This window comes from Streptomyces sp. NBC_00193 (assembly GCF_026342735.1).
GTDB lineage: Bacteria > Actinomycetota > Actinomycetes > Streptomycetales > Streptomycetaceae > Streptomyces > Streptomyces stoeckheimensis.
This window is the reverse complement of sequence record NZ_JAPEMM010000003.1, coordinates 183640-210586: the sequence shown is the minus strand read 5'-3', so window position 1 is coordinate 210586 and position 26947 is coordinate 183640. Positions and strand designations below refer to the sequence as shown.

Genomic DNA, 26947 nt, shown 5'->3' with positions numbered 1-26947 from the left:
TACCTGAGCGCTGCGCGCTCAGGACTGAACGGCCTCGCTGCGCTCGGCCGGGGCCCTCGGCCTGGCTCTCCGCTTTGCTCCGAGCCATTGCCGGCCTCCGGCCGGGCGGTCCTGCGCTTCGCTCCGGACCGGCTCTGGCTCCGCTGCGCTCCACCAGAGCGGGGCCTCGCCTTCGGCGAGGGGCTCCTCCGTTTCGCTACGGAGCAAGGCTGCTACGCAGCCCAAGGCTGGCCCTTCGGGCCGATGTATCCTCCGCTTCGCTCCGGATGCCCAAGCGCTATGCGCTTGGGAGGGGAGTCCGGGCGCTTCACGGCCGGGTTAGCCCCTCGGGTCATGGGCGGTCCTGCGCTTCGCTCCGGACCGGCTCTGGCTCCGCTGCGCTCCACCAGAGCGGGGCCTCGCCTTCGGCGAGGGGCTCCTCCGCTTCGCTGCGGAGTAAGGCTGCTGTGTACCCCCTCGCTGGGCTCGGGGGCGGCTGCTTCGTGGCCTAAGGCCTGCCTTTTGGCGAGATGCTCCTCCGCTTCGCTGCAGAGCAGGACTTGCTGTGGAGAAGGGCTGCTAGAAACCAGCTCGCTGCGTAGCCCCTCGCTGCGCTCGGGGGTGGCCGCTTCGCGGCCTAAGGCCTCCCCTTCGGGGAGGGGCTCCTCCGCTTTGCTCCGGGTGCCTGGGCATTGAGTGCTTAGGGCTGGAGCGCTTTGCTGTGCTCGGCAGGAGTCCTTCGAGCCCCGGCTCTTGGCTTTGCTTCGAGCTGTGGCTGGCTTTTTGGGCTAGACCCCTGAGGGCGTGGAGCTTGCTGTGCAGGCTTTAAGGCAGTGCTCTGGGAGGGGAGTTCTTCTGTTTTGTTCTGGAGGGAAGCTCTGGGTTTTGGGCTTAGGGGTGTCGTTCGAAGGAGCAACGTAGGCGGGTGGAGCGGGCAGTGTAGGTGGTGTTGGGTCTGGGGTTTGAATCAGCCATTGGTGGTTCTTGTGGGTTTAGGGGTGGTGAGGGGGCACGTTGTGGTCTTCGCAGTGGTGAAGGGTGGGGTTTGGGGGGTTTCGTGATGGGGGTGGGGGTGTGGGGTGGTGACCTGGGGTTTTGGGGTTGGGGTTAACGGCGTTAATGGGGGTGGGTGTGGGGGGTGTTAACGACGTTAAGGGTTGGGTGAGGGGCTTGATTCAAAGTGGGGGGTGGATAGAGATGGGAATCAGTCAGATTCTGCGGGGTTGTGGCTGGGGAGTGAGGGGTTCCGGTGGGGGGATTGGGGGGTGGGAGGGGGTTGCTTCTTGGGCCGGTGTGGGGTCTTGGGTGCTGGTTGAGATGGCGTTGAAAGCTTGGGCGGGAGCGACCACCGGCCTATAGAAGGTACGGAGATGCGTTGTTGCAGGTCAGGTGGGGTGCGGGGGAAAAGATATGTCCCCCCAGGAGGGACATATCTCGGTGGTTGTGTCGCTGCTAGGGGGACACAACGGCTGCGAAATGTCAGTGCGGCTGACGTAAAATGCCGTAAAACGTCGGGGGGGCTGACGTATTGGGGGAGATCTGCCGGCTAACTGGTGGTGGGGCGGGTGGGGTTGGTCGGGGAGGGGCGGGAGGGGGGTCCGGGGGGTGTGTGGCTGAGATATGTCACCTGTGAGGGGACACAAGACACGCCGAACGTCAACGAGCGTGACACTTGTGTCACCCTTGTTGACATACTGATCTCCGCAGATCAACGGAGTGGAGAGCAGCCTCGTGTCATCAGAGCCACAGCGCCGCCGGGGCAATCCGGTAGGGACCCCGCGTCCCGATCTGCCGGTGGACGACGCGATCTCCGCGTGGAGTCAGCCCCTGGCTCCGGTCAAGGATCTGGACAGCCTCGCGAAGCGGTACCCGACGCGGAAGCTGACCTTGGACGGCGAGCGCAAGCCGCTGGAGTTCTACGGGACCGAGAACCAGCCGAATGCGTTCTCGATGGACAGCCTCGAGTTCTTCCTCGTCATCGCCCAGTACTTCCGGGAAGCGCTGCCTCTGCGGCTGATTCTGCTGCTCATCGCCTGCCAGCGCGCGGGGGGGCGGATTCCACTTACCCAGGAGGAGATGGCTACCATCCTGGATGTCAGCCGGACGAAGACGTCGGAAGCTCTGCACACGGTGATGTCTCATGGGATCGTCTTCAAGGTGCGGCGGGGTGTGTATCAGTTCAACCCGCCCTACAGTTACCGGGTGGCGGAGTTCATCCCGGGTACCGAGATGACGGGTGAGTTCGTGAAGGTGGAGCAGCACGGGACCATCTCGCAGATTCGTAGCGATACGAGCCTGCCGGACTTGGTGCGCTTCCCTTCGCTGGACCACATGAGGCAGGCCATCGCGGAACTGCGGGCCGAACGGGCAAGAGAGCGCGCTGCGCGTCGGGTGAGCCGAACGAAGCGCACGGGAGAAGGGACGGCTCAGTGAGCACCTTGCGATTCGCTGCGGTCAACGCAGACGGGCTGCTCTCCGACCTCGACCTGCCGCCGGCGGCGTACCGGGTACTGCTGAAGCTGCGTTCGCTCAGTGAGCCGGGTGGGCGGATTCTCATTGACCAGGCGACGGTCGGCGGGATGCTGGACCTGAGTCGGCCGAGCGTGAACGCTGCCCTGAGGAGCCTGGAGCTGGCGAAGTTGGTCAGGAAGATCCGGAACGGGGTCTATCAGATCAACCCGATGCTCGCCGGGTACACGTCGTTCGAGGACGCGGTCGCCGCCGTGAACGAGATGGATGCCGAGGAGCGGCTGGACGCGCGGGGTTATGTGGCCAGCTACCACCGGGCGGTGGCGGCGTATCAGGACCAGCTCGCCGAGCAGCGTAAGAAGCGGGCGGCTCAGGCCGTCGCGAAGAAGGCGGCTGAATCGAAGCGGCGTCGGGCGCTGCATGCGGTTGGCTGAGTGATGGTGGTTGTAGGGCTTCTGAGGGGTGCTCAGGGGTCTTTGGGGGCCTCGGAGTACTCCGGGGCCCTTTGTGGTGTCCGCGGGGCTTAGAGGGGTGCTGAGGGGCGTCGTCCTGGGTTGGGGGGCGGTGAGGTTCAGGGTTGCCACGGCTGTAGGTGTGGTGACTACGGATACCTGGGTGATGCGGGTGTCCGGGATGGTGAAGAGCATGACGCGGAAGCCGCCGTCGAGCGGGCTACGACATTCGGGGTCGAGGACTTCGAGCAGGGCTTCGAAGTCGCCGCTGCGTGCCGCGTTCAGGAAGGCGCTGACGATGTGGTGCCGGCGGGAGGTCGGGTTGGGGCCCGTGTCGGCGCCGCGGACCCGGCGGCGGGCGCGGCTGGCGGGCGAGGCGGGCGTGCGCTCGGTGATCAGGGCGATGTCCCCGAAGGGGACGGCGAACAGGTCGTGCAGGACGAACGCGAGCCGCTCGGCAGGGGTCAGCCGGTCCAGGACGACCAGCATGGCGGCGCCCACCGAGTCGGGCAGCAGGGACTCCTCCTCGGGGGCGGGCGTCCGGGTGGCGTCGTCGGAGGCGCTGCCGGGAAAGGGGCTCCAGGGGCTCTTCCCGGCGGGAGGCGCGGGAGCGGAGCATGTCCAGGCAGATCCGGCCGACCACGGTCGTCAGCCGGCCGGGCAGGTTGTCGCTCCGGCGGAGTCGGAGCGGCTGAGGCGCAGCCAGGCTTCCTGGACGGCGTCCTCGGCTTCGGCGAGTGAGCCGAGCATGCGGTAGGCCACGGCCCGGAGGTGCGGGCGTAACTCTTCGAAACGATGCGCCAATGTGTTGTTGTGCTCGGGTGTGCTGGTCACTGGTTTGGTTGTTCCTGTTCCGGGTGGCTTCTCAGAAGTTGAGCTCCACGTAGTCGATGTCCGTGAACTCGACGAGGAGGCCCTGAGCGCGGGCGCCGTTGTCCTTGAAGTAGATCTCCTGGAGGCCTTCGGCCGTGATGCCGCGGAGCTGGGCTTCGGTGGCTCCGGCCTCGTGGGCGCTGAAGAGGCGGGAGGCGTACTCCGGGGGGAGGTGCTGGGTGATGCGGCGCATCCGGCCGTCGTCGGTGGTGCCGGGGGCGGCGCTGAAGCCGAAGCGGGCGCGGGTCTCGATGACCAGGCCGGTCTGCTTCGCGGCCTTGTCGCGGGCGCGCTTGCGGACCAGGGGCTGCCAGCGGCGGCGTACCTCGCGCTCCAGGCGGGCGGAGAGGGCCGGCTTGGGCTGCTTGATCTGATCCTTCACGTACCGCTCGACGGTGCGCCGGGAGATGGCGAGGAGGTCGGCCACGGCCTTGGTCGATTTGAGTTGCTTGACCAGGTACCGGATTTGGGCGCCCGCGGAATTGGGGATGGGGCGGGTGAAGTTCTGCTCGTCGGCGCGGTCGAGGCTGTCGCTGATCTCGGACATGGGTGGCTCTTACTCTCCGTCGGCGGCGGCGTCGTGGCCCTTGATGTGGCGGGCGGGGTTGTGGCGTTCGTCGAGCAGTTGAACGGCCCAGAGGAGGGGTTGGGTGCCCTCGTGCTTGACCATGCCGGGGCTGACCCCGAGGCGGAAGCCACCGGGCAGGGGCTTGCCCTCGGGGGTGCGGGGGAGGAAGTCGAGGGGGCTGGGGCCGTCGGAGAGGTAGACCGCGCAGTCCGAGAGGACGGCGATGGGGTAGAGGTCTGCTGCTGTTGCGAGCTTCTGCATCTTGCGGTGCATGTTGACGCGGGCCGTCGAGATGACGGCTGCGCGGATGTCGGGGCGCCAGGTGGGGCGTTCGAGGGCGGGCCAGCTCTCGCCGGGGCGGTAGCCGGCGCCCTGCGGGCGTTCGCGGAGCTTGCCGATGCCGCCCTTGACGGTGGACTTGATCGCGGAGAGGACCGCGGTCTGGGGGAGGGGGTGGTCGGCGTTGTTCTTGTACTCCGCCATCGCCTGGAGGAAGTCGGAGTCCGTGAGGGACGTGTGGACGCCGAGTTCGGCCATCGTGGCCATGTACGCGTCGCGCAGGCGGGTGTACCAGGCGTCGAGGTACGGGCCGTGTTCCGGGCGGAGCCAGGCCTCGGTGGGCTGGACGGTGAGGCCGAGCTCCTGGGCGTAGGCGAGGGTCGGAGTGGCGTACCAGGCGGGGCCGGTGGGCGGGAGGCCGTGCGGGGTGAAGGGGCTGGGGAGGCGGGGGTCCAGGGCGGCGGCCTCGGCGGAGAGGTCGGCGAGCCAGCAGCCGGGGAGCTTCGGGTCGAAGCGGGGGCCGTCGGTGTGGACCGCGGGGCCGGTGCCGACGAGGAGGCGGTTGGCCGCCGCGGCGAAGGCCATGTTCACGTCGATGCCGACGGCGTGGGTGCGGGTGCACTCGGCGTCGGTGAGGAGCTGGGGATCGCGGATCCAGTCGTACGCCTCTTCGTCGAGGACCTGGTCCGGGGTGCGCTGGTGGGAGCGGGGGTAGAGGGCCGCGACGACCGGGTGCTCGTCGGGGGCCTCCGGGGGAGCGGGGTCGACGGGACGGGTGAGCGAGCCGGGGACCGGGGCGGAGACCCAGGCGTTCGTGGACTCGTCGCGGGCGGCGCGGGTGGGCGGGCGCAGCGCAGTCATCAACTCCAGGCCGGAGACGGCGGTGGAGCCGCGGGGGGTGAGGACGCGGGTCGCGTAGGCGGTGAGGAGATCGGCGAGTTCCGGTGCGGGGAGGTCGGAGGTCGCTTCGCCCCAGGCGCGGGGGTCCAGGGCGCCCCAGGGGAGGATCGCGAGCTGGACGCACTGCCGGCCGGTGGTGGGGGTGGCGGGGCGGTAGATGCGGGGCCACGGGCCGAAGCCTCGGCGGGTCAGCTGCCACTTTGATTTTGTGAGCTGCTTGATGACCGGGTGGTCGTCGGGGAGGCGCAGGCCGCGGCGGTCTTCGAGGACGAGGGGGAGTCCGAGTGCCTCGGTGGCGGCGGGGGTGAGGACGAGGAGGGGGTCGCCGTCCTTGCCGTTGCGGTGGAGGCGGGGGGAGCGGAGGCCGGCGGCGGGGGTGAGGGCCCACTCGATGAGGGCGGGGAGGGTGGTGGGGGTGTCAGGACTGCGCCGTGGGCGGCGTGGGCCTTTCCTGCGCCGTCGAGTACGGCCAGGGGGCCGTTGCCCTCGGGGAGGGGTGGGGGGTGGGCTTGGTGGGGGTGGTGGGGGTGGTGGGGGTGGTGCGGGTAGTGGGGGTGGTGCGGGTGGGGCCCTGCGGGGCTGTTCCCCTCCCCGCCCCTTCCCGAAACTGGGGCTCCGCCCCAGGCCCCGGTTGCGGGGGTGCGGCTTCGGGGCCGGCGGCCCCGGTGTGGGGGGCGGCGTTAACGGCGTTAACGCCGTTAACGGGTGCGGCGGCGCTGGGGGTGGGCCCGGCGCCTTCGGCGCGGGCCTGGGGGGTGGCGGGGTGAGGGGGAGTGGGCTGCGGTGCGGTGGCCTGGCCTGGGGCGGGCTGCCCTGCGGCCGGCGCTGATGCGGTGGCCTGTGGGGCGGCCGTCATCGGCGCGGCAACCTGCGGGGCGGTGGCCTGCGGGGCGGCAACCTGCGGGGTGGTGGCCTGCGGGGCGGCAACCTGCGGGGTGGTGGCCTGCGGGGCGGCAACCTGCGGGGTGGTGGCCTGCGGGGCGGCAACCTGCGGGGTGGTGGCCTGCGGGGCGGCAACCTGCGGGGTGGTGGCCTGCGGAACGGCAGCCTGTGGGGCGGCGGACTGTTCTGCGGCAACTTGCGGGGCGGGGAGCTGCCCTGTGGCAACTTGCCCCGCAGCAGCTTGCGGGGCGGCAACCTGCCCCGCGGCAGCTTGGGGAGCGGCAACCTGCCCCGCGGTGGCTTGCGGTACGGAGAGCTGCCCCGCAGCAACATGTGGGGCAGCAGCCTGCCCGGCGGCAGCGTGGGGGGCGGCAGCCTGCACTGCGGTGGCCTGAGGGGCGGGGGGCTGGGGGGTGTTAACGGCGTTAATGCCGTGGAGGTCTGCCAGGCCGTTGAGGAGGCGGGCGTAGGCGGCGCGCTTCGGGGGGCGGGGGGCCGTGCGGCCCGTTTCCCAGGAGGTGACCGTTTCGCGGCGGACGGACAGGGCCTGGGCGATCTGGTCCTGGCTCAGGCCCGCGGCCTCGCGGAGGCGCTTGCGCTCGTCCGGGTGCGGGAGGGCGTCCTGGGCCGCGGCCTCTTCCAGCAGGGCATCGACCGCGGCGAAGAGCGTGGTCTGTTCGTTTTCGTGCGCGTTGGGCATGGGCACCTCCAGGCGCAGCTTATGCGAACCGCACCATGGAACGCACGTGAAACACACGTGGGGGCGGTGGTGGTCCGGCCGGGCCAACGCCCCCTTCGTGTCGGGGGTGGGGTGGTGGGTCAGATGCGGGTCAGGAGGAGTTCTGTCACCGCCTTCAGGTCGTCCGGGGTGAGGTGGGCCGTGAGGGCGTCCGCGATCGTGTCCGGGGAGTCCGCCGTGATGGTGATGCGGCGGGGGGAAGGGGAGGGGGAGAGGGAGGGGTCGGGCTCGGGGGTGGGGGCCGGGTTCGGACGGGTGCGTTGGCGTGGGGGGTTAACGGCGTTAACGGCTTCCTCTGCGGCGGACGCCTGGTGCTCCTGGGGGAGGCGGCCGATGCGGCGGGCCGGTTCCACCTTGAGTTCGCCGGTCTCGACCTTGTCCTGGAGTTCCGGGGTGAGGTTGAGGAGGGTCAGGCGCTGGGAGACCCAGGCCGGCGTCTTGCCGAGGCGCTTGGCGACCTGGGCCTGGGAGCCGTGGACCTCGACCAGTTCTTGGAGGGCTCGGGCCTGGTCCATGGGGGCCACGTCCACGCGGTGGACGTTGGCGATGAGTGCCGACTCCAGGATGTCCGCCGCCGAGGAGGCGAGGGAGTCGTTGACGTGGATCTGCATGGTGCGAAGGCCGGCGCGCTGGGCCGCGGCCAGGCGCCGGTTGCCGTCGATGACCACGTACGGGGCGCGGCCCAGGCCGTCGGCGTTGCCGGGGTGGGCCTCCATGAAGGCCATGCGGGTGGCGACGGCCAGGGGCTGGAGCTGGCCCCGGACCGTGAGGGACGCGGCCAGCTCTTCGAGCTCCGTGAGGTCCTCGCGGAGGTTGAAGGGGTTGTGGGCGAGGGCCTCGATCGGGACCTCCGAGGGCGGGACCACGCCGGAGGTCGGGGCGCCGGTGGCTTCGGCGATGGCCGCGCGGCGGGAACTGACGCCGACGGGCTGGGCGCGGGCGAAGGAGCTCGAGACTCCGAGTTTGTCGGCCTTGCTCATGAGATCTCCCTTGCGAGGGCGCGCAGGGCGACCGCCTGCTCGCCCTTGGGTGCGTAGACGAACAGCGGCTGCTTCACGCGGACCGCTTCGCGCTGTTCCTTGAGGTCGGGGACGATCGCCACGACCCGCGGATCCTTTATGTCCATCCAGGCCTGGAGGGAGCTGGTTGCGATGTACCCGCGGCGGCCGTCGTAGAGGTTGACGACCAGGCCGAGGTAGTCGATGTCGAGGCTGAGGTCGTCGCGGAGGTCGTTGATCTGGGAGGTGAGGAGGTCGTAGGCGTCAGCCGAGGAGTCCTCCGCCTGGACCACGATCAGCGCGCCGGAGGCTCCCGGCTGTTCGGCGTCGCGGCGGCGGCCGTAGTAGATGGCGGCGTCCATGCTGAGGCCGAGGCTCGGCGGGCAGTCGATCAGGATGACGTCGTAGTCGGCCTCGACGGGGGCGAGGGCCCGTTCGAGCGCGGCCTCGCGGGCGCGGACCGTGGAGAGGCGGACGTCGAGGAGGAAGGCGTCCGTACAGGCCGGGAGGATGTGCAGGCGGTCGCCGAAGTGCTCGTCCGGGATGGGGACGATCAGGTCGGAGAGGGGACCCTTGGCCTCGCCCGCCATGTGGCAGGTGAGGCTGTCGCCGCCGATGGGCAGAGGCTGCCGGCCGAGCTGCTTCGTGAGGTGGCCCTGCGGGTCGAAGTCGACGAGCAGGACGCGCATGCCGAGGCCGGGCAGGTCTTCGAGGTCGACCGGCGGGGCGGACGCGGCGGCTGCGACGGCCTCCGGGGTCGTCTGGTCGCCGTCCTCGACGGCCGAGAGACGGGCCAGTTGGCGGGCCACGCGGACCGGGTGGAGGGTGTCGGGGTCCTCTGCGAGGGCTTCGCCGGTGCCGGCGGTGATGGCGGTCTTGCCGACACCACCCTTCTGGTTGCACACCACGATGCGCCGTACGACCGAGGGCCGCTTCACGGTGGGGGCCGGGTTCATCTCCAGCCAGAGGGAGACGGCTTGGGCGAGTCCCTGGATGAGGGAGACGCCGCGGTCCTTGGAGCCGGTACGGAAGGACTCCCACTGGCCGGCGGGCAGCCAGGTGGAGAAGGACTCGGCGCCGGAGGTGTCGACGGGGGAGGGGGAGGAGGCGAGCGCGTTCCAGTGGGCGATGCCCTGGTGGACGGCGTCCTGGATGTCCACCCGCAACTGGGCGGTGCGGATCTTGAGCTCCTGGCGCAGCCACGGAGGGAGTTTGGAGACGACCTTCTCGCGGTCGCTCGGAGACGAGGGTGAAGTCATGCGAGGGACTTTACTAACGTTCAAGGGTGTTCGTGGGCGCCACGCTTGAGTTTTGCTAACGAAGTGGTGAGGATCGGCCGGGAATCGCCCCCGGGCGGGGGCGGGGTGTTGGGACAGGGCGGCCTCGCACACGCCGTAGTGAGCACCCCCGTGGTTCACCACGGCGCGTGCGAGGCCGCCCTGGACGCGTCGTCAGCCGGCCGTGACCGCAGAGGAGTCCGGGGCCGACAGCCCCAGCTCGGACCGGCACTCGGGCGATCCGGCCGGGTCGAAGCGGGAGATGCGCTCCGCGGGCACGATCCCCGGGAGCAGGAAGTTCCACAGGTCGACGACCCGGGCGTGCAGGTCCTCGCGGCGGGTGCGCACGTGCGAGGTCAACTGGATGCCGGTGAACGCACCGACGATCATGGTCGCCGCGTCGTAGGCGTCGACCGAGGGCAGGACGTCGCCGCGCTCCTGGGCCGGCACGAGGATGCCGTGACAGGTGTCGATCCAGGCGTTGTACGGGCTCGGGTCCGGGTCGGTGAAGGAGCCGAACTCGATGACCAGGCGGATCCCGGCACGGATCCGGACGTTGGAGCGGAGCCCGCACGCCATCCGGTGGGTCAGGTCGATGGCGGTCTGGAGACCCGGCTCCACGATGGCGGGCAGGCCCTCGGAGACCTGGAACTGCTCGTCCATCAAGGTCTGGGCGAGGGCTTCCTTCGATGAGAAGTGGAAGTAGAGGGCGCCCTTGGTGACGCCGGCGTGCCCGACCACGTCCGTGAGGCTGGTGCCGTGGAAGCCGGTCCGGTCGAAGGCGATGGCCGCGCCGTCGAGGATCGCCTGCCGGGTGATCTCGGCTCGTTCCTGCCTGGCCCTCGCCATGCGGATTCTCCCTGGGGTTGCGGTGGTTGGGCGGAACCGGGGAGGTGGTCACCGTGGTTCGGCCGGGATCAATCTAGGCAGATGCGCGGGAAGAAAACCAGTCGGCCAGTACTTTTTAGAGAAGTGGATCATTAACGGCGTTAACGCGGAGGGGAGGCGTGGGTGGCGTTAACGCCGGGGCGGGCATTAACGCCGTTAACGTGTACGGTAGACGCAGTTTAATGGCGGGTGGAGTGTGAGGGGATCCGATGACGGACGCGGACGAGCAGTGGGGCGCGGCCGTTCGGCTGCTCTGGGGGCCGCCGGTGAAGCCGGCGCGCGGGCCCAAGAGGGGGCTCACGCTGGAGGGGATCGCCGATGCGGGGGTCGTCCTCGCGGACGCCGAGGGACTGGCCGGCGTATCGATGCAGGGAGTGGCCGGGCGACTGGCCGTCACGAAGATGGCGTTGTACCGGTACGTGCCGGGCAAGGCGGAGCTGGTCTCACTGATGGTGGAAGCCGCGATGCCGGACCCCTCGGTCCTGGACGACCGTCCGGTGGGGGAGGGCTGGCGCGAGCGGCTGGCGGCGTGGGCGCGGGAGCTGCTCGCCGGATTCCGGGCGCATCCGTGGCTGTTGGAGGCGACGGTCGGGGCGCGGGTGATGGGGCCGGTCGAGGTCGGGTGGATGGAGCGGGCGCTCGCCGCGCTCGACGGGTGCGGGCTGACGGGGGCCGAGTCGATCGACGCGGTGGTGCTGGTGTCGGGGCACGTACGCGGGATCGCGGAGCAGGAGCGGGCGATGGCGGGCGGGGCCGCGGGGGAGGGGCCGGACGCGCAGCTGACGTCGGTGCTCGGGGAGGTGATGCGGGTGCACGGGGAGAAGTACCCGGCGCTCGGGGCCGCGATGGCCTCCGTGGCGGAGGCCGGGGGGCAGGACCAGGCGCTGGACTTCGGGTTGGAGCGGATCCTCGACGGGCTCGGGCTGTTGGTGGCTGAGCGGGCGGGTGGGCGGGCTTAGGCATTAACGGCGTTAACGCCGGCGGGGTGTGCGGTGTGGTGGTGGGGTTGGGCATTAACGGCGTTAACGCCGGAGGGCCTTGCTGGTGTGGGGAGGGCGGGAGGCATTAACGGCGTTAACGGTGGGGTGGCCGGGGGTGGGCGGGCATTAACGGCGTTAACGGTGTGGGGGCTCTCGGGGTGCGGGGGCATTAACGGCGTTAACGCCGGCGGGGTGTGGGGTGTGGTGGTGGGGTTGGGCATTAACGGCGTTAACGCTCGGTGGGTGGTCGGGGGTAGGCGTTAACGGCGTTAACGGCCGGTGGTGTGGGGGCTTGGGTGAGGGGTGGGCGTTAACGGCGTTAATGGTGAGGGGGCTCGGGGGGCGTTGGTGTGGTCGGTGGCGGGTGGAAGGTGCGAGGGCATGGGTGATGTGGAGCAGTGGGCGGTGCCGTTCCGGCTGGATGTGGCGCAGGCCGAGTTGGACGATCTGGGGCGGCGGCTGGAGCTGGCGCGTTGGCCCGATGAGGTGCCGGGGGCGGGCCGGGCGTACGGGATGCCGCTCGGGGAGCTCCGTGAGCTCGCGGGGTACTGGCGTACCGGCTACGACTGGCGGGCCGCCGAGGCTCGGTTGAACGAATGGCCGCAGTACACCACCGTCATCGACGGGGCCCGGGTGCACTTCGCACACCTGCGGTCGCCCGAGCCGGATGCGACGCCGCTGCTCATGACCCACGGGTGGCCGGGCTCCTTCGTGGAGTTCCAGAAGGTCGCCGGTCCGCTGACGGATCCGCGGGCGCACGGCGGGGATCCGGGTGATGCCTTTCATCTGGTGCTGCCGCACATCCCCGGCTTCGCCCTGTCCGGGCCGACCACCGAGCGGGGGTGGGAGTTCAAGCGGGTCGCGCGGGCCTTCGGCGTGCTGATGGAGAGGCTCGGGTACGAGGAGTACGGGGTCCAGGGCGGCGACTGGGGCGCCGCCGTCTCGCGGGAGCTGGGGCGGATCCGGCCCGGGAACGTGCGCGGGGTGCACCTGAACCTGCTCCCCGGCGGCGGTGCCACCGCCGAGCCCCGGCCGGAGGAACTGGCCCCGCTGAGCCCGGCCGAGCGGGAGCGCACGCTTGCCTCCTGGGAGCGGTACCGGGTCTGGGCGCGCGAGCGGCAGGGCTACGCCGACATCCAGGCGACCCGGCCGCAGACGCTCGCGTACGGGCTGAACGACTCGCCGGTCGGGCTGCTCGCCTGGATCGGCGAGAAGTTCGCGGAGTGGGCGGACCCGCGCTGCCCCGTGGATCGCGATCAGATGCTGACCAACGTGACGCTGTACTGGCTGACCGGGACCGCGGGCTCCGCCGCCCGCATCTACTACGAGCGTGCCCACGCCGATTACCAGGGCGCGCCGCCCGAGGTGTCGAGCACCCCGACGGCGCTCGCCGACTTCCCCCGGGACAACTTCGTGCCGCTGCGGCACATCGCCGCGCGGACCGACCGCATCGTGCGCTGGACCTCGTACGAGAAGGGCGGGCACTTCCCCGCGATGGAGGTTCCGGAGCTGCTGGTGGGTGACGTCCGGGCCTTCTTCCGGGCCTTGTGACCCAGGTCGCTTTTGCTCCGTGTCACGTTCCGGGCCGCTCGTCGGTCCCATGGATGACAGCGCGAAGGGCGAGCGGAGAAGGAGACGGCCATGAAGGTTCTGCTGGCGGGTGCGAGCGGGGTTCTGGGACGGCAGGCGGTACGGGCCCTGCGCGCGGCCGGGCACGAGGTCGCCGGTCTCGGCCGGGGCGCCGGGATGGAGGTCCGGGCCGACCTGCTCGACCGTGAGGGCCTGCTGCGCGCCGTGGGCGGGCTCGGCTTCGACGTGGTGGTGCACGCGGCCACGGCCCTGTCGGGCAAGACCATGGCCCGGCACCAGGACATGGCGGCGACGAACGCGCTGCGCACCGAGGGCACCGTCAACCTGCTGGCCGCCGCGCGGGAGACCGGGGCGCGGCGGTTCGTCGTGGAGTCGATGATGTTCGGCTACGGGTACGGGGACCACGGCGGGGCCGTGCTCGGCGAGGACGACGGCTTCGGGCCGCAGGGGGCGAACGTCTGGCTGGAGCGGCACGTGGGCGCGATGCGGACCAAGGAGGAGCTGGCCTTCACCGCCGACGGGATCGAAGGGGTGAGCCTGCGCTTCGGGCTGTTCTACGGAGCCGGTGTCACCGATGTCCAGGTGGTGCCGATGCTGCGCAAGCGGGCCCTGCCCGTGGTGGCGTCGAAGGGGCGGGCGCTGAGCTGGGTCGACGTGGCCGACGCGGCGAACGCCGTGGTCGCCGGCGTGGAGTCGGGACGGCCCGGGCAGGCGTACAACATCGCCGACGACGAGCCGCTGGGCTGGGACGCGCACATGCGGGCGGTGGCCGCGGCGTTCGGGGCGCCCGCGCCGATGACCGTACCGCTGTGGGTGCTGAAGCCGGCTCCGCTCGCGCACACCATCATGAGCACGGATCTGCGGCTGTCGAACGCCAAGGCGGGGCGTGAGCTGGGCTGGGCGCCGACCTACGCGAGCAGCGCGGCCGGGGCGGGTGCGCTTGCGGAGGCCGCGGGGGTGGCGGCAGCATGATCGTTCGTGACCCCTGCTGAGCCCCTCCCGGGAGCCTCTTCGGACGCCCTCGGCCCCTTCACCGCCCATCGCCGGCTGCTCTTCGACGTCGCCTACCGGATGCTCGGCAGCGTCGTCGACGCCGAGGACGTCCTCCAGGACGCGTGGCTGAGCTGGGACCGCGCGGACCGGGCCGCGGTCCTCAACCCGCGGGCCTACCTGGTGCGCACGGTCACCAACCTGTCGTTGAACCGGCTCACCTCGGCCCGTGCCACCCGTGAGACCTACATCGGGCCGTGGCTGCCGGAGCCGCTCCTGACCGAGGCCCTGCCGACCGTGCCCGATGGTGCGGAGGAGGTGGAGATGGCCGAGACGGTGTCGACCGCGATGCTGGTGGTGCTGGAGAGCCTGAGCCCGCTGGAGCGCGCCGTGTTCCTGCTGCGGGAGGTGTTCGGGTACGCGTACGCGGAGATCGCCGAGGTGCTGGGCCGCGCGGAGGCGACCGTACGGCAGACCGGGCACCGGGCTCGCGCCCACGTACAGGCCCGGCGGCCGCGGTTCGCCACCGAGCCGGAGCAGCGCGGCGAGGTGACCCGGCGGTTCCTGGCCGCGTGCGCGGGCGGGGACCTGAACGCGGTGATGGAGCTGCTCGCTCCCGAGGTGACGGCCTGGTCGGACGGCGGCGGCAAGGTGACGGCGGCCCGGCGGCCGCTCCACGGGGCCGACCACGTGGCGCGCTGGCTGCTGGGGATGCTGGCCAAGCCCTCGCTGCAGGCGGTGACCCTGGAGTCCGCGCGGGTCAACGGGGAGGAGTCGGTGGTGTTCGTGTACGGGGGAGTCGCGTGTGCGGCGTTGACCTACGACCTGGACGCGGAGGACGGTCGGGTCGTGAACCTGCGGTTGCAGGTGAACCCGGAGAAGGTGGCGGGGCTGGCGGGTTGGGGGACGGGCGGGGCGGCGTCCGGGATGTGAACGGGTGTGCGGGGCCACCGCGGGGCTGTGATCATCATCCGATGATCGATGAACAGCGGACCCGGCCCGTGCTGGTGGGCGACGAACGTGCCACCCTCACCAGCGTTCTCCAGTGGCAGCGGGACACCCTGATGATGAAGTGCGCCGGGCTGTCGGACGAGCAGCTGCGGCGCCGGGCGGTGGCTCCGTCGGGGCTGAGCCTGCTCGGGCTGGTACGGCATCTCGCGGAGGTCGAGCGCGGCTGGTTCCGCAACGTCGTGGGCGGCGAGGACGTGCGCGGGTACTTCGGGAAGAACGAGGCCGGGGAGTGGAGGGAGTTCCACGTGGACGACGCGGACGTCGCCGGCTCGTTCAAGATCTGGGAGGACGCTTGCGCGCGCTCGCGGGCGATCGTGGACGCGGCCGAGTCCCTGGACGTGACCGGCTCCGCCGACGGTGAGGCGTACTCCCTGCACTACGTACTGGCCCACATGATCGAGGAGTACGCCCGGCACAACGGGCACGCCGATCTGCTGCGCGAGGCGATCGACGGGACCACGGGGGAGTAGGGGCGCCCCGGAGGCCGGGGCCGGGCGAGGCCGGGGGCGGGCGAGGCCGGGGCCGGGCGAGGCCGGGGGCCGGCGCCCGGGCGGGCTAGACGGCGGATGCCGTCGTGCGGTCCACCTCGTCCAGGGCTGCCGCCCAGGGGAAGTGCACCGGGGCGTCCGGGCCGGCCGGGCCGGGGACGAATCCGCCCTCGCCGAACAGGACCTTGGCGCCGGCGCCGCGCAGGACGGCCAGGGACTGGTCGAACTGCGGGTGGGCGGCGAGGGCGGCGTTCGTGCAGGGCATGGTGACGACGGGGGTGCCCTTGCCGATGGCCTCGGCGGCGACCCCGACGACGAAGCGGTCGGTCAGGCCGAGGGCCCAGGCGTTGACGGAGTTGAACGTCGCCGGGGCGAAGAGCAGGGCGTCGGCCGTCGGCCACACGTCGGGCTCGCCGGGCAGCTTGTACTGCCAGCGGACGGGGTGGCCGGTGAGCGCGGCGAGACCGTCGAGGCTGCCGGACAGCCAGTGGGCGGCGGTGGGGGTGAGGCCGAGGCAGACGTCCCAGCCCCGGGACTGGGCGTCCTCGATGACATGGGCCACGTCGAAGACGGGCGGGGCGGCGGAACAGAGCAGGTAGAGGGTCTTCGTCGTGGTCATACCGCAATGTGATCATATTGCTCGACCTGTGGTTGACCCAGGTCACGGCCGGACGCGACGGACCCCCGGGCCGGGTTCGGTCCGGGGGTCTGGGGGCTCGGGGTTCGAGGGTTCGGGGTTCGAGGGCTCGGGGTGAGCGTGCGGGTCAGCCGTTGGAGACGGTCTGCCGGGCGCTGCCCGCGGTGAACGCCTCGAACGCGCCCGAGAAGTCGGTCAGGTCGTTGCCGGCCTGGCCGCCGGGCGCCAGGCCCGCGAAGTCCTGGGGGACGTCTGCGACAGTGCCGGCGACGGAGTCGGCGAGCGGCGGCTCGACGGCCATGGCGGGGGCGGCGACGGCGAGGGCCGCGGTACCGGCGATGAGGGCCGTGGTGACGATGCGCTTGATCATGACCTGGTGAACGACGCGGTCGTACGGGGGTCACCACGGCCACCCGGTTGCCGGAGCACCCTAGACGGCCTGGGTCCGGAGTTCCGTGAGGAAGGCGGACAGCAGGGAGTGCACGACGCCGGGGCGGTCCAGGTGGACGTCGTGGCCGGAGCCGGGGACGGAGACCCCCGTCGTCACGGTGGACGGGTCGGCCGAGTCGAGCATCCGGACGGATTCCTCGGGCGGGATGATGCCCTTCTCCCCGATGACCAGCAGCGTGGGACACCGGACCGCTTGCCACTCCGGCCACCACGCACGGGTGGTGTTCTCCGTGATGGCAGCGACCATCACCGAGCGCTCGAAGCGCGGGTGCCAGCCGTCCGCGCGCTGCTCCAGGCCGGCTGCCCAGGCCTCGCCGTTCAGCCCCTGACCGGTGAGGAAGGTACGCGCCTCGGCCAGGGTGGGGAACGGGAGCGGCCAGGAGTCCAGCCAGCCGCCGATCTGCTCCGGGGTGCCCGGGTCCGCCTGGGCGGCGCCGGCGTCGACCAGCACGAGGCCCCGTACGAGGTCCGGATGGGCGGCGGCGGTGAGCATCGCGGTGTGGCCGCCGAGCGACTGGCCCACCAGGACCGGGCGGTGCAGGCCGAGCTGTTCGCAGACGGCCCGCACGTCCGCGACGTACGCGGCGCGGGAGACGTCCGCGGGGCGGCGCTCGCCGGCTCCGTGGCCGCGCTGGTCCACCGCCACCACGCGGTGGTGCGGGGCCAGGTGCGCTGCGGCCGCGTCCCATTCGCCCGCGTGGCCCGCGAGGCCGTGGAGGAGGACGACGGGGGTGGTGGAGCCGGGGTGGTGGGAGTCCCAATCACGGCAGGTCAGACGGGTGCCGGCTCGGGTGACGGTGCGTTCGGTCCACATCATGCGGAGATCATCCGACATTTCCTCGGTGGGACCGATGAGTTTTCGCGCGGGCCCCGGTCTACCCCTTGTACGTCGCATCGTGTGCCACAGAAGGAAAGAGGACCGTCATGACCGAGCCGGTGAAGGGCCCCGCCAGCTACTTCCCTTCCATCGAGAAGAAGTACGGCCGTCCGGTCGCGGAGTGGCAGGAGCTCATCCGCGCCTCGCCGCTGACCAAGCACATGGAGCTCGTCGGCTGGCTCAAGAGCGAGCACGGGATCGGGCACGGGCACGCCAACGCGCTCGTGAAGCACACGCTCGCCGAGCAGGAGCAGTAGGGGAGACCGGCCGGAGGGGGCCGTGGACGCAGGCGTATGCGGTTGAGCTTCTCGGCGATGTTCCGTCTCAGCCGTGGGGCGTTGACTGGTTCCCATGACGAAGACAACGCAGCAGACGCAGAACGACACCACCCTCCGCACGCTGGTCATCGGCGGCACCGGCAAGACGGGCCGGCGCGTGGCAGAGAAGCTCACCGCCCTCGGCCGTCCCGTCCGCATCGGGTCGCGCTCCGGTGAGCCGGCCTTCGACTGGAACGAGCCCGCGAGCTGGGGACCGGCCCTGGAGGGCGTGGACCGGGCGTACGTCACGTACTACCCCGACCTCGGCTTCCCCGGCGCCGCCGAGCACGTCGGAGCCTTCGCCCGGGCGGCGGTGGCCGCCGGGGTCCGCCGGCTCGTGCTGCTCTCGGGCCGCGGCGAGGAGGCGGCGCAGCGGAGCGAGGAGGCGCTGAAGGAGTCCGGGGCCGACTGGACGGTGGTGCGGGCCGCCTGGTTCAACCAGAACTTCGACGAGAGCTTCTTCCTGGAGCCGGTGCTCGCCGGTGAGATCGCCCTGCCGACGGCCGACGCCGTCGAGCCGTTCGTCGACACCGAGGACATCGCCGACGTGGTGGTGGCCGCGCTGACCGAGGACCGGCACATCGGCCGTACGTACGAGCTCTCCGGCCCGCGGCTGCTCAGCTTCGCCGATGTCGCGGCCGAGCTGTCGAAGGCGACCGGGCGCGAGATCGCGTACGTCCCGGTCTCGAACGAGGCCTACCGGGCGGTGCTGCGGGAGAACGGGCTGCCGGAGGAGTTCGCCGAGCTGTTCACGCTGATCCTGGACGGGCGCAACGCGCACCTGGTGGACGGGGTCGAGGAAGTGCTGGGCCGCAAGCCGCGGGACTTCTCGGACTTCGCGCGGGAGGCGGCGGCCCGCGGCGTCTGGGACGTGTAGGGAGTGGGCGGTCAGGGACCGGGTGATGGGGGAGGACGGGCGCAACACGCACCTGGTGGGCGGGGAGCGGGTGGGGAGAATGGGCCGATGGATACGCTGACGGCTCTGCTCGAAGGCCCCAAGGCCACATCGGCCTTCCTCATCAAGTGCGTGTTCGATCCGCCCTGGTCGGTCCGGATCGAGGACCGGGCCCCGCTGTCGGTGATGACGATGGTGCACGGGTCGGCCTGGCTGCTGCCCGACGGGGGCGAGCCGGTGCTCGTCGCGCCGGGTGAGGCGGCTCTGGTGCGGGGACCGCTGCCGTACACCCTCGCCGATGCCAAGGACACGCCCCCGCAGATCAGGGTGGGTCCCGACCAGCGGTGCAGCAGGGTGAACGGCGGGGAGGACGTGTCGGACTCCATGGCCTTCGGGGTACGGACCTGGGGTGCGCCGGAAGGCTCGGTGGTGCTGCTGAGCGGCACCTACCAGGACCCGGGCGAGATCGGCAGCCGCCTGCTCACCGCGCTGCCTCGGGTGCTGGTCGCCCCGGTGGACCCCACGCTGGTCGGGCTGCTGGGCTTGGAGATCTCCCGTACGGAGCCGGCCCAGGAACTCGTCCTGAACCGGATCCTGGACCTGCTGCTGATCGGGGTCGTACGCGGCTGGCTCGCGGAACGCGGCGGCGCCGAGAACGACCCGGTCACCGGCCCGGCGCTGCGGCTCCTGCACGAGAACCCGGCCTACGGCTGGACCGTGGAGTCGCTGGCCCGCAAAGTCGGCGTCTCGCGGGCCGCGTTGGCCCGCCGCTTCACCGAACTGGTCGGCGAGCCCCCGATGTCCTACCTCACGGGGTGGCGGCTGGCGCTGGCGGCGGACCTGCTGCGCGACCCGTCCATGACGCTCGCCTCGGCCGCACACCGGGTCGGCTACGGCTCGGCGTTCGCCCTCTCGACGGCCTTCAAGCGGGTACGGGGGGTCAGCCCGCGGGAGTACCGGGCGGGGACGGCCTCGGCCGCCCCCGCGGGGTAGGGGGGTAGGGGGGAGTGGTGGGCTCAGGGGATTACAGGTGTGCGAGGTCGAGAACGGCCACGGTTTCGCCGTCGCTCTGTTCGCCCGTCGGGCGGAAGCCGAGGGAGAGGTAGAAGGGTTCGGGGGTGCCGGGGCCCGGGTGCCAGGTGACGTAGGCGTGGGAGGCGCCCCGGCGGCGGAGTTCGGCGGTGACCGCCGTCACCGCGAAGCGGCCGTAGCCCTTGGACTGGTGGGCGGCCGAGATGTTCAGGCGCCAGAGGCCGGAGCGGATGTCCCTCGGGTCCTCGGCCGGGTTCCAGGGGATGTCGAGGAAGGCCATGACGAAGCCGACGACCTCGTCGCCGTCGACGATCGCCCTGGGCCAGGCCGTCTCGCCGTGGGCGTAGGCCTCGGCCAGCGACTTCACGACCGGGGAGACGAGGTGCTCCTGGTCGGGGCGGACCGACAGCGCGCAGACGGCGGCGAAGTTGCCGGGGGTGACCGGTGCGAGGCGCAGGGAGGCGGCGGATGTGCTCATCCGGGCAGCCTACGTGTGCGCTACATGCGAGTTGGCGGGGGCTGTGCGGCACGGAGGATTCACGGGCCGGATAGCGCCGGTGATGGCACGATCAACAGCCGTCGGGGGGCGGTGGGAGCTTCCCGGATTCGGATTTCGACTCATATACGGGGGCACAGCTGATGGGAACCACCGGTACGAGACTCTCCACCGCACTGCTCGTCCTGTCGACCGTCCTGGTCGGCCTGATGGCGGGGCTGTTCTTCGCCTTCGACGTCTCGGTGATGCCGGGACTGGCGAAGACCGACGACCGTACGTACGTCACGGCGATGCAGAGCTTCAACGCCGTCATCGACGGCAATCCGCTCTTCGGGACGGTCTTCGTCGTCACGCTGCTCGCCGCCTTCGCCGCGGCGTTCGTCGAGGCGCGCGCCGGGCGCCGTACGGTCGCGCTGTGGGCCGCGGTGGCCGCGGCGGCGTACCTCGTCGTGCTCGTCGTCACCTTCGCGGTCAACATTCCGCTCAACAATGAGCTCGCCGACGTGGGTGACGCCGCGAAGCTGACCGACTTCTCGGTCGTCGAGAAGTTCAAGGGCGCCTGGGAGACGGCGAACATCGTGCGCACCCTGCTCTGCGCGGCGGCGCTGACCGCACTGGCGCGGGCGCTCGTACTGTACGGGCGGGCGACGGGGGCGACGGGAGCGGCCGGCGGCGTCCGGGCGCGGGCGCTGAGGGCCTAGGCGGCCGCCAGGAGGGCCCAGGACTGGCAGGCCAGGGCGGCCGTGCACAGGGTGGTACGCCAGCGGTTGGCGGGTACCCACTTCTTCTCGAACGCCGCGCGCACGGCGGCCGGATCCGCGATCCGCTCGGCGGGGCCGGCCGCCTCCAGTGCGTTGTTGAGGGGGATGTTCACCCGGCCGGTGACCGCGACGGCGAGCACGTAGAGGACGAGGGCGGCCGCCAGCGCGGGCAGCGGCGCGTGCTCGCCGGCGGGCAGGTGCAGGGCCAGGGCGAGGCCGGTGAACAGGAGCGCGCCCAGGAACGCCAGTATGAACCAGCCATTGATGATGGACGTGTTCACGCGCTGCATCACGGAGATCAGGGTCCGGTCGTCGGATCGCTTCAGCGCCGGCATCACCGAGACGTCGAACGCGAAGAAGAGGCCCGCCATCAGGCCTGTGGTGAGCGTCGCGGCGACGAGGGCGGCGACTCGTGCGATGTCCATATGGCCTGTCTATGTCCTGCCCCGTGGTTCTGTCCATGGTGGAGCGCGCGTCGAGTCATCCATGGTGGAGTGGGCGCCGATGAGAGCAGGCCGGAAAGGCTCGTGGCCGTGGTCGGCTGGAGGGGTACCCTCCGGCTGGGGACTGTGTTCGGATGTTAGTTTCCGCCATGCGGAATTCTGCTCCGAAGCTTCGAGCCGCATCTCGGGGCCGGTCCCCACATCGAGACCTGGAGGAACAGACCGTGACGGACCCCAAGGACCCGCAGGGCCGGCTGGACGCGCTGCGCGCCGACATCGAGCGCCGGAACCCCGCCCAGCCCGAGTTCCACCAGGCTGTACGGGAGGTCCTGGACACCCTGGCCCCCGTGTTCGCGGCGCGTCCCGAGTACGCGGAACCGGGTGTGGCCCTGCTGGAGCGGCTCGTCGAACCGGAGCGGCAGATCATCTTCCGGGTGCCGTGGACCGATGACCGCGGTCGCGTCCACGTCAATCGTGGCTACCGCGTCGAATTCAACAGCGCGCTCGGCCCGTACAAGGGCGGCCTGCGCTTTCACCCGTCCGTGGACATCGGCGTGGTGAAGTTCCTCGGCTTCGAGCAGATCTTCAAGAACGCGCTGACCGGGCTCGGCATCGGCGGCGGCAAGGGCGGCAGCGACTTCGACCCGCACGGGCGGTCGGACGCCGAGGTCATGCGCTTCTGCCAGTCCTTCATGACCGAGCTCTACCGGCACATCGGTGAGCACACGGACGTGCCGGCGGGTGACATCGGTGTGGGCGGGCGTGAGATCGGCTACCTGTTCGGTCAGTACCGGCGCATCACCAACCGCTGGGAGGCCGGCGTCCTGACCGGCAAGGGCCAGGGCTGGGGCGGCTCGCTGATCCGTCCGGAGGCCACGGGCTACGGCAGCGTGCTGTTCGCCGCCGAGATGCTGGCGGTCAAGGGGCTGTCGCTGGACGGGCTGGCGGCGGTCGTTTCCGGCTCGGGCAACGTCGCGCTGTACACGATCGAGAAGCTGCAGCAGCTGGGGGCGAACCCGCTGACGGCGTCCGACTCCCAGGGGTACGTGGTCGATGAGAAGGGCATCGACCTCGCACTGCTGAAGCAGATCAAGGAGGTCGAGCGCGGGCGCGTGAGCGAGTACGCGCAGCGTCGCGGGCCGTCGGCGCGGTTCGTGCCGGGCGGGCGCGTCTGGGACGTGGCGGCGGAGGTCGCCTTCCCGTCGGCCACGCAGAACGAGCTGACCGCCGATGACGCGCGGACGCTGATCGCGAACGGGGTCAAGGCGGTGTCGGAGGGCGCGAACATGCCGACCACGCCGGAGGCGGTGCACCTGCTGCAGGCGGCCGGGGTCTCCTTCGGGCCGGGCAAGGCGGCGAACGCGGGCGGGGTCGCGGTCAGCGCGCTGGAGATGGCGCAGAACGCGGGGCGCGTGGCGTGGAGCGCGGAGCGGGTCGAGGCGGAGCTGGCGGGGATCATGCGGGACATCCACGCGGTGTCGTACGCGACCTCCGAGCGGTACGGCTCCGCCGGGGACTATGTGACCGGGGCGAACATCGCGGGGTTCGAGCGGGTGGCGGACGCGATGCTGGCGCAGGGGTTGATCTGACGCGCTGACGCGCGTCGTCCTGGCGTGTTGGCGTGTTGGCGCGTTGGCGTGCTGAGGGGCGGGGCGGGGTGCGGGGTGCCGGTCGTGGGTGGTGCTGCGTGAGGTTGTCCCCGACCCGCCCTTCCTCCGTTCCCCGGGGCTCCGCCCCGGACCCCGCGCCTCAAACGCCGGCGGGGCTGTGGGGTGGGTCCGCCCCGGACCCCGCGCCTTGAGCGTCGGCGGGGCTGTGGGGTGGGTCCGTCCCGGACCCGGCGCCTTGAGCGTCGGCGGGGCTGTGGGGTGGGTCCGTCCCGGACCCGGCGCCTTGAGCGTCGATGTGGCCGGGATCGAACGTAGGGTGGCGCGGTTGGATGTGATCGGACTGCGTAGGGGGATCAGTGCTGACCGCGCTCACCGGGGTGTATGGAGACCGGCCCGATGCCCTGCGGGTGGCCGGGCGGGAGGCCTCCTATGAGGAACTGCTCGGCGCGGCTCGTGCCGTGGCCGGCGATGTCGCCGGGGCGCCCGCCTTCGCGGTGACCGCGACGGCCTCGCTGGAGACCGTCGCCGCCGTGGTCGGCGGGATGCTGGCCGGGGTGCCCTTCGTACCGCTGCCGCCCGATGCGGGGCCCGCCGAGCGGGAGCACATCCTGCGGGACTCCGGCGCGGTGCTCGTCGATGTGGACTTCGCACGGCGTGGCGGGGGCGGTGGCGGGGATTTGGACGGGGCGGTGGCCGGGCCCGGGCGGCCGGCGCTGATTCTCTACACCTCCGGGACCACCGGCCCGCCCAAGGGGGTCGTTCTCACCGCCGAGGCCGTGGCCGCCGATCTCGACGCCCTCGCCGAGGCCTGGCAGTGGAGCGCCGAGGACACCCTCGTGCACGGGCTGCCGTTGTTCCATGTGCACGGGCTGGTTCTCGGGGTGCTCGGCGCGCTGCGGACCGGCAGCCGTCTCGTGCACACCGGGCGGCCCACCCCGGAGGCCTACGCGGAGGCCGGGGGCAGCCTGTACTTCGGGGTGCCGACCGTGTGGTCCCGCATCGCGGGGGCGCCGGCGGCGGCCGCCGCGCTGGGCGGGGCCCGGTTGCTCGTCTCCGGCAGTGCCGCGCTGCCCGCGCCGGTCTTCCGGGACCTGGAGCGGCTGACCGGGCTGCGGCCCGTGGAGCGGTACGGGATGACCGAGACGCTGATCACCGTGAGCGGGCGCGCGGGCGGGGAGGTGCGGCCCGGTACGGTCGGCACCCCGCTCCGGGGGATCCGTACGCGGATCGCGGCGGAGGACGGCGCGGAGATCGGCGAGCTCCAGCTCACCGGGCCGACGCTGTTCTCCGGGTACCTGGGCCGGCCCGAGGCCACGGCCGCCGCCTACACCGAGGACGGGTGGTTCCGTACGGGCGACATCGCGGCCGTCGACGAGGCCGACGGGGTCCACCGGATCGTCGGCCGGGCCTCCATCGACATGATCAAGTCGGGGGGCTACCGGATCGGCGCCGGTGAGATCGAGAACGCGCTGCTGGACCACCCCAAGGTGAGCGAGGCGGCGGTGGTGGGACTGCCGGACGCGGATCTGGGGCAGCGGATCGTGGCCTTCGTGGTGGCCGAGGGCGTCACCGGGCCGGAACTGACGGACTTCGTCGCCGCGCACCTGTCAGTGCACAAGCGGCCGCGCGAGGTGCGGTTCGTGGCGGCGATCCCGCGCAATGCGATGGGCAAGCCGCAGAAGAAGCTGCTGCTGGGCGACGCCTGACGGTGCGTGGTCAGGGCGTGTCGCGGGGCACCAGGTGGCGGGCCAGGACCTCCAGGGCCCGGGTCAGCTCCGGCAGTCGTTCCGCCTCGGTCTCGCCGAGGGCGCGGGCGAGGGCGTCCTCGACCTTGGACGCCCCGGCGGCGCGTACGGCGGCCACGCGCGCGGAGGTGCCGGGGGCCTGACGGACCAGTGTGCGGCGGCGGTCGGCCGGGTCGGGCGAGGTCTGCACGGAGCCGGCCTCGCGCAGGCGGGCGACGGCGCCGGAGACCTGGCTCTGCGGGAGGCCCGTGCGCTGGGCCGTCTCGCCGACCGTGGTGTCGGGGTGTGCGCGTCGGGGTCCGGGTCAGGGCGTCCACGTCGAGGGTGTCCTCGGCGATGGCCGTGAAGTCGTGCTCGATGAAGCAGCCGAAGTTGGCACGCCGTCGCTCGTCCAGGGGTTGCGGGGTCAGTCCCGGCTCCGCGTCGCGCCGCGAGAGGTCGATGGCGGCCCTCCTGGACACGGAGATACGGGTCTTCCCGGGCGGCCACAACGGCAACACCACGCACCCCCGGGGCTATGCGGAGCGGCTGCGCAGCCTGCTGGCTCCGGCCGGAGCGTAGGCGCTCGGGAAAAGGGCAACGGGCCTTTCGGGCGGGGCAGGTAGCTTGCTCGCATGGACAAGACGTCTGATCAGGTCAGGACCGATCGGCGGGCTCTGATAGCCGCCGGAGTGACCGTGGTGCTGTGGGCTTCCGCGTTCGTTTCGATCCGCTCGGCGGCCGCGCACTTCGGGCCCGGAGCGCTCGCGTTCGGACGCTTGCTGACCGCCTCGGTCGCGCTCGGGCTGGTCCTGGTCGTCAAGCGGGTGCCGCCGCCGCCGAGGCAGGCGTGGCCCGGGATCCTGGTCTCGGGTGTGCTCTGGTTCGGGCTCTACATGGTGACGCTGAACTGGGGCGAGCAGCTCGTGGACGCCGGTACCGCGGCCATGATCGTCAACATCGGCCCGATCGTGATCGCGCTGCTCAGCGGCTGGCTGCTGAAGGAGGGCTTCCCGCCCCTGCTGTTGGCGGGCATGGCGGTCTCCTTCGCCGGAGCGGTGCTGGTCGGACTGTCCACCTCGAACGGCGGGTCCGCCTCGCTGGGAGGGGTCCTGCTCTGCCTGGTCGCCGCGCTCACGTACGGGGCCGGGGTGGTCGCGCAGAAGCCGGCGCTGGCGTACGCGAGCCCGATCCAGGTGACCACGTACGGCTGCTTCGTCGGTACGGCCGTCACCCTGCCCTTCGTCGGGCAGCTCGTCGACCAGCTTCCCGGAGCTCCGCTCGCCGCCGTCCTCAACATGCTCTACCTGGGGCTCTTCCCGACCGCGCTCGCCTTCACCACCTGGACGTACGCGCTGTCGCGGACCACCGCGGGGAAGATGGGCGCGACCACCTACGCGGTGCCCGCCGTCGTGGTGCTCATCGCGTGGATCGCCCTCGACGAGGTCCCGGCCGCGCTGACCCTGCTCGGCGGTGCGGTCTGCCTGGCCGGGGTCGCGGTCTCCCGGAAGCGGCGGAGTCCGGCCTAGGGCGTCTCCCGGTGCCAGTCCGCGTCCACGTAGCCGAGGGTGCGGTTCATGGCGATGGCCGAGGTGTTCGCGGGGTGGTGCATCGTGCGGATGACCGGGGCCGCGTGGTGGTCGGCGAAGGCGATGCCGAGGGTCTTCATGGCGAGGGAGATGCCCCGGCCCCGGGCGCCCCGCTCGGGGATGTCGGCCGAGCACTCCTTGTTCAGCTCGTAGAGCCTGCGGCGCGCGTCCTCTGCGTCGCCGAGCCGGGCGAGGGTCGTGAAGCTGAAGCCCTCCGCACGGCACCGGTCGACGTACGGGGTGAACCGTGCGGAGTCGAAGGTGCGGACCGTGAGTTCGAGACGGACCCAGGGGACGCTCACGCGAGGCGCAGGTCCACGAAGGGCACGGTGTCGCCGGGCAGGACGTAGCGGTCGAACTCGATGAAGCCCGCCCGATGAGCAAAGCTCAGGCCCTCCGGGTTGGACGCGAGGACCACGGTTTCGATCACCTCGGCGCCGAGGGACCGTGCCTGGGCGAGTGCGTAGGAGTACAGCTCGCGGCCGAAACCCCGTCCCCGGTACGCGGGCAGGACGCGTGTGATCACCGTGGCGGTCGTGGAGCCGGCGGCGGGGACCCGCAGCGTCGTGCATCCGACGAGGGCGTCGCCGAGGTGCGCGATGTGCAGGACGTGGCGTGCGGAGCGCTCCCGTACGTCTTCCAGGGAGAGGAGGGCCGTCGGGATGACCGTGTTGTGGACGTGCTGCCAGTCGCTCAGGGCGGCTTCGGAGGTGGCGTCCACCGCCTGGATGTGAAGACCGGAAGGCGGCGGCG

26 protein-coding genes and 3 pseudogenes are annotated in these 26947 nt (G+C 71.5%); 14 read left to right on the top strand and 15 right to left on the bottom strand.

Annotation, left to right across the window (positions count from 1 at the left end):
- Positions 1–1773 precede the first annotated feature (1773 nt).
- Positions 1774–2412: a hypothetical protein gene (locus tag OG898_RS36185; RefSeq protein ID WP_239516702.1), complete on the top strand. Its 639-nt coding sequence runs from the start codon at positions 1774–1776 to the stop codon at positions 2410–2412.
- Entirely contained in the window at positions 2409–2882 is a 474-nt protein-coding gene (locus tag OG898_RS36180; RefSeq protein WP_250744360.1) for a MarR family transcriptional regulator, read from the top strand. The genes OG898_RS36185 and OG898_RS36180 overlap by 4 nt, the downstream gene beginning before the upstream one ends.
- Before the next feature lie 132 nt (positions 2883–3014).
- Here the strand turns inward: OG898_RS36180 and OG898_RS36175 are convergent.
- The 7 genes and pseudogenes from OG898_RS36175 to OG898_RS36145 form a co-directional block, all read right to left on the bottom strand.
- Positions 3015–3734, bottom strand: a pseudogene (locus OG898_RS36175) (sigma factor); the annotation flags it as partial.
- Between the two features lie 31 nt (positions 3735–3765).
- A complete protein-coding gene (locus OG898_RS36170) occupies positions 3766–4320 on the bottom strand; it encodes an XRE family transcriptional regulator (RefSeq protein ID WP_266963020.1) in 555 nt (184 codons plus the stop codon).
- 9 nt (positions 4321–4329) lie between these two features.
- Positions 4330–6002, bottom strand: a pseudogene (locus OG898_RS36165) (transcriptional regulator); the annotation flags it as partial.
- Positions 5939–7102 (bottom strand): helix-turn-helix transcriptional regulator, encoded by a 1164-nt coding sequence (locus OG898_RS36160; protein ID WP_266963018.1) that lies wholly within the window; start codon positions 7100–7102, stop codon positions 5939–5941. The pseudogene OG898_RS36165 and the gene OG898_RS36160, both read right to left, overlap by 64 nt.
- A gap of 119 nt (positions 7103–7221) precedes the next feature.
- Entirely contained in the window at positions 7222–8121 is a 900-nt protein-coding gene (locus OG898_RS36155; protein WP_266963016.1) for a ParB/RepB/Spo0J family partition protein, read from the bottom strand.
- Positions 8118–9398 carry a ParA family protein gene (locus OG898_RS36150; protein WP_250744352.1) on the bottom strand — a complete coding sequence of 427 codons (1281 nt, stop codon included), beginning with the start codon at positions 9396–9398 and terminating at the stop codon, positions 8118–8120. Before OG898_RS36150 ends, OG898_RS36155 begins: the two co-directional genes overlap by 4 nt.
- 192 nt (positions 9399–9590) lie before the next feature.
- Entirely contained in the window at positions 9591–10265 is a 675-nt protein-coding gene (locus tag OG898_RS36145) for a ScbR family autoregulator-binding transcription factor (protein ID WP_250744351.1), read from the bottom strand.
- Between the two features lie 248 nt (positions 10266–10513).
- Between OG898_RS36145 and OG898_RS36140 the strand changes: the two genes are divergently transcribed.
- The 5 genes from OG898_RS36140 (at position 10514) to OG898_RS36120 (ending at position 15345) form a co-directional block, all read left to right on the top strand.
- Positions 10514–11263, top strand: coding sequence for a TetR/AcrR family transcriptional regulator (locus OG898_RS36140; RefSeq protein WP_250744350.1), 750 nt, complete (start codon positions 10514–10516; stop codon positions 11261–11263).
- 402 nt (positions 11264–11665) lie between these two features.
- Positions 11666–12835, top strand: coding sequence for an epoxide hydrolase family protein (locus tag OG898_RS36135; protein ID WP_250744349.1), 1170 nt, complete (start codon positions 11666–11668; stop codon positions 12833–12835).
- A gap of 90 nt (positions 12836–12925) precedes the next feature.
- Positions 12926–13846, top strand: coding sequence for an NAD(P)-dependent oxidoreductase (locus tag OG898_RS36130; protein WP_250744348.1), 921 nt, complete (start codon positions 12926–12928; stop codon positions 13844–13846).
- Between the two features lie 6 nt (positions 13847–13852).
- Entirely contained in the window at positions 13853–14797 is a 945-nt protein-coding gene (locus tag OG898_RS36125; protein ID WP_266963011.1) for an RNA polymerase sigma-70 factor, read from the top strand.
- A gap of 41 nt (positions 14798–14838) precedes the next feature.
- Positions 14839–15345 (top strand): DinB family protein, encoded by a 507-nt coding sequence (locus OG898_RS36120; RefSeq protein WP_250744347.1) that lies wholly within the window; start codon positions 14839–14841, stop codon positions 15343–15345.
- Positions 15346–15430: 85 nt separating this feature from the next.
- Here the strand turns inward: OG898_RS36120 and OG898_RS36115 are convergent, their stop codons facing one another.
- The 3 genes from OG898_RS36115 to OG898_RS36105 form a co-directional block, all read right to left on the bottom strand.
- Positions 15431–15982 (bottom strand): flavoprotein, encoded by a 552-nt coding sequence (locus OG898_RS36115; RefSeq protein WP_250744346.1) that lies wholly within the window; start codon positions 15980–15982, stop codon positions 15431–15433.
- A gap of 145 nt (positions 15983–16127) precedes the next feature.
- Positions 16128–16370 carry a hypothetical protein gene (locus OG898_RS36110; protein ID WP_250744345.1) on the bottom strand — a complete coding sequence of 81 codons (243 nt, stop codon included), beginning with the start codon at positions 16368–16370 and terminating at the stop codon, positions 16128–16130.
- 60 nt (positions 16371–16430) lie between these two features.
- On the bottom strand, positions 16431–17267 hold the full coding sequence (locus tag OG898_RS36105; RefSeq protein WP_266963006.1) for an alpha/beta fold hydrolase: 837 nt from the start codon (positions 17265–17267) through the stop codon (positions 16431–16433).
- Positions 17268–17374: 107 nt separating this feature from the next.
- Here OG898_RS36105 and OG898_RS36100 point away from each other — a divergent pair, with 107 nt between their 5' ends.
- The 3 genes from OG898_RS36100 (at position 17375) to OG898_RS36090 (ending at position 19532) form a co-directional block, all read left to right on the top strand.
- A complete protein-coding gene (locus OG898_RS36100; protein WP_250744343.1) occupies positions 17375–17584 on the top strand; it encodes a DUF4287 domain-containing protein in 210 nt (69 codons plus the stop codon).
- Positions 17585–17678: 94 nt separating this feature from the next.
- Entirely contained in the window at positions 17679–18521 is an 843-nt protein-coding gene (locus OG898_RS36095) for an NAD(P)H-binding protein (protein WP_250744342.1), read from the top strand.
- An 87-nt stretch (positions 18522–18608) separates the two neighbouring features.
- Positions 18609–19532 carry an AraC family transcriptional regulator gene (locus tag OG898_RS36090; RefSeq protein WP_250744341.1) on the top strand — a complete coding sequence of 308 codons (924 nt, stop codon included), beginning with the start codon at positions 18609–18611 and terminating at the stop codon, positions 19530–19532.
- 31 nt (positions 19533–19563) lie between these two features.
- Here the strand turns inward: OG898_RS36090 and OG898_RS36085 are convergent, their stop codons facing one another.
- Entirely contained in the window at positions 19564–20049 is a 486-nt protein-coding gene (locus tag OG898_RS36085) for a GNAT family N-acetyltransferase (RefSeq protein WP_250744340.1), read from the bottom strand.
- A 161-nt stretch (positions 20050–20210) separates the two neighbouring features.
- On the opposite strand from OG898_RS36085, the gene OG898_RS36080 reads away from it, so the two are divergent.
- Positions 20211–20768 carry an anthrone oxygenase family protein gene (locus tag OG898_RS36080; RefSeq protein WP_266963002.1) on the top strand — a complete coding sequence of 186 codons (558 nt, stop codon included), beginning with the start codon at positions 20211–20213 and terminating at the stop codon, positions 20766–20768.
- Here the strand turns inward: OG898_RS36080 and OG898_RS36075 are convergent.
- The gene (locus tag OG898_RS36075) at positions 20765–21253 is read right to left on the bottom strand and encodes a DUF1772 domain-containing protein (protein WP_266963000.1); all 489 of its coding nucleotides are present in this window, start codon (positions 21251–21253) and stop codon (positions 20765–20767) included. The two genes, OG898_RS36080 and OG898_RS36075, sit on opposite strands and share 4 nt — an antisense overlap.
- A 242-nt stretch (positions 21254–21495) precedes the next feature.
- Here OG898_RS36075 and gdhA point away from each other — a divergent pair, with 242 nt between their 5' ends.
- Together gdhA and OG898_RS36065 are read left to right on the top strand one after the other, a co-directional pair.
- Entirely contained in the window at positions 21496–22860 is a 1365-nt protein-coding gene (gene gdhA, locus OG898_RS36070) for an NADP-specific glutamate dehydrogenase (RefSeq protein WP_266962998.1), read from the top strand.
- Positions 22861–23237: 377 nt separating this feature from the next.
- Positions 23238–24587 (top strand): AMP-binding protein, encoded by a 1350-nt coding sequence (locus OG898_RS36065; RefSeq protein WP_250744336.1) that lies wholly within the window; start codon positions 23238–23240, stop codon positions 24585–24587.
- 10 nt (positions 24588–24597) lie between these two features.
- Here OG898_RS36065 and OG898_RS36060 read toward each other — a convergent pair.
- Positions 24598–24915 (bottom strand): annotated as a pseudogene (locus OG898_RS36060) (MarR family transcriptional regulator); the annotation flags it as partial.
- A 325-nt stretch (positions 24916–25240) separates the two neighbouring features.
- On the opposite strand from OG898_RS36060, the gene OG898_RS36055 reads away from it, so the two are divergent.
- The gene (locus tag OG898_RS36055) at positions 25241–26134 is read left to right on the top strand and encodes a DMT family transporter (RefSeq protein ID WP_250744335.1); all 894 of its coding nucleotides are present in this window, start codon (positions 25241–25243) and stop codon (positions 26132–26134) included.
- Here OG898_RS36055 and OG898_RS36050 read toward each other — a convergent pair.
- Both OG898_RS36050 and OG898_RS36045 read right to left on the bottom strand, forming a co-directional pair.
- Positions 26131–26496, bottom strand: coding sequence for a hypothetical protein (locus OG898_RS36050; RefSeq protein WP_250744334.1), 366 nt, complete (start codon positions 26494–26496; stop codon positions 26131–26133). The two genes, OG898_RS36055 and OG898_RS36050, sit on opposite strands and share 4 nt — an antisense overlap.
- Positions 26493–26924 (bottom strand): GNAT family N-acetyltransferase, encoded by a 432-nt coding sequence (locus tag OG898_RS36045; protein WP_250744358.1) that lies wholly within the window; start codon positions 26922–26924, stop codon positions 26493–26495. Before OG898_RS36045 ends, OG898_RS36050 begins: the two co-directional genes overlap by 4 nt.
- Positions 26925–26947 lie beyond the last annotated feature (23 nt).

Bases quoted from the DNA above. Each gene is read 5' to 3' on its own strand.
- OG898_RS36080 (WP_266963002.1), top strand. From the start codon at position 20,211: ATGGGAACCACCGGTACGAGACTCTCCACCGCACTGCTCGTCCTGTCG.
- OG898_RS36145 (WP_250744351.1), bottom strand. From the start codon at position 10,265: ATGGCGAGGGCCAGGCAGGAACGAGCCGAGATCACCCGGCAGGCGATC.
- OG898_RS36150 (WP_250744352.1), bottom strand. From the start codon at position 9,398: ATGACTTCACCCTCGTCTCCGAGCGACCGCGAGAAGGTCGTCTCCAAA.
- OG898_RS36090 (WP_250744341.1), top strand. From the start codon at position 18,609: ATGGATACGCTGACGGCTCTGCTCGAAGGCCCCAAGGCCACATCGGCC.
- OG898_RS36170 (WP_266963020.1), bottom strand. From the start codon at position 4,320: ATGTCCGAGATCAGCGACAGCCTCGACCGCGCCGACGAGCAGAACTTC.
- OG898_RS36135 (WP_250744349.1), top strand. From the start codon at position 11,666: ATGGGTGATGTGGAGCAGTGGGCGGTGCCGTTCCGGCTGGATGTGGCG.
- OG898_RS36130 (WP_250744348.1), top strand. From the start codon at position 12,926: ATGAAGGTTCTGCTGGCGGGTGCGAGCGGGGTTCTGGGACGGCAGGCG.
- OG898_RS36160 (WP_266963018.1), bottom strand. From the start codon at position 7,102: ATGCCCAACGCGCACGAAAACGAACAGACCACGCTCTTCGCCGCGGTC.
- OG898_RS36110 (WP_250744345.1), bottom strand. From the start codon at position 16,370: ATGATCAAGCGCATCGTCACCACGGCCCTCATCGCCGGTACCGCGGCC.
- OG898_RS36140 (WP_250744350.1), top strand. From the start codon at position 10,514: ATGACGGACGCGGACGAGCAGTGGGGCGCGGCCGTTCGGCTGCTCTGG.
- OG898_RS36105 (WP_266963006.1), bottom strand. From the start codon at position 17,267: ATGATGTGGACCGAACGCACCGTCACCCGAGCCGGCACCCGTCTGACC.
- OG898_RS36075 (WP_266963000.1), bottom strand. From the start codon at position 21,253: ATGGACATCGCACGAGTCGCCGCCCTCGTCGCCGCGACGCTCACCACA.
- OG898_RS36055 (WP_250744335.1), top strand. From the start codon at position 25,241: ATGGACAAGACGTCTGATCAGGTCAGGACCGATCGGCGGGCTCTGATA.
- OG898_RS36120 (WP_250744347.1), top strand. From the start codon at position 14,839: ATGATCGATGAACAGCGGACCCGGCCCGTGCTGGTGGGCGACGAACGT.
- OG898_RS36095 (WP_250744342.1), top strand. From the start codon at position 17,679: ATGACGAAGACAACGCAGCAGACGCAGAACGACACCACCCTCCGCACG.
- OG898_RS36085 (WP_250744340.1), bottom strand. From the start codon at position 20,049: ATGAGCACATCCGCCGCCTCCCTGCGCCTCGCACCGGTCACCCCCGGC.
- OG898_RS36155 (WP_266963016.1), bottom strand. From the start codon at position 8,121: ATGAGCAAGGCCGACAAACTCGGAGTCTCGAGCTCCTTCGCCCGCGCC.
- OG898_RS36115 (WP_250744346.1), bottom strand. From the start codon at position 15,982: ATGACCACGACGAAGACCCTCTACCTGCTCTGTTCCGCCGCCCCGCCC.
- OG898_RS36100 (WP_250744343.1), top strand. From the start codon at position 17,375: ATGACCGAGCCGGTGAAGGGCCCCGCCAGCTACTTCCCTTCCATCGAG.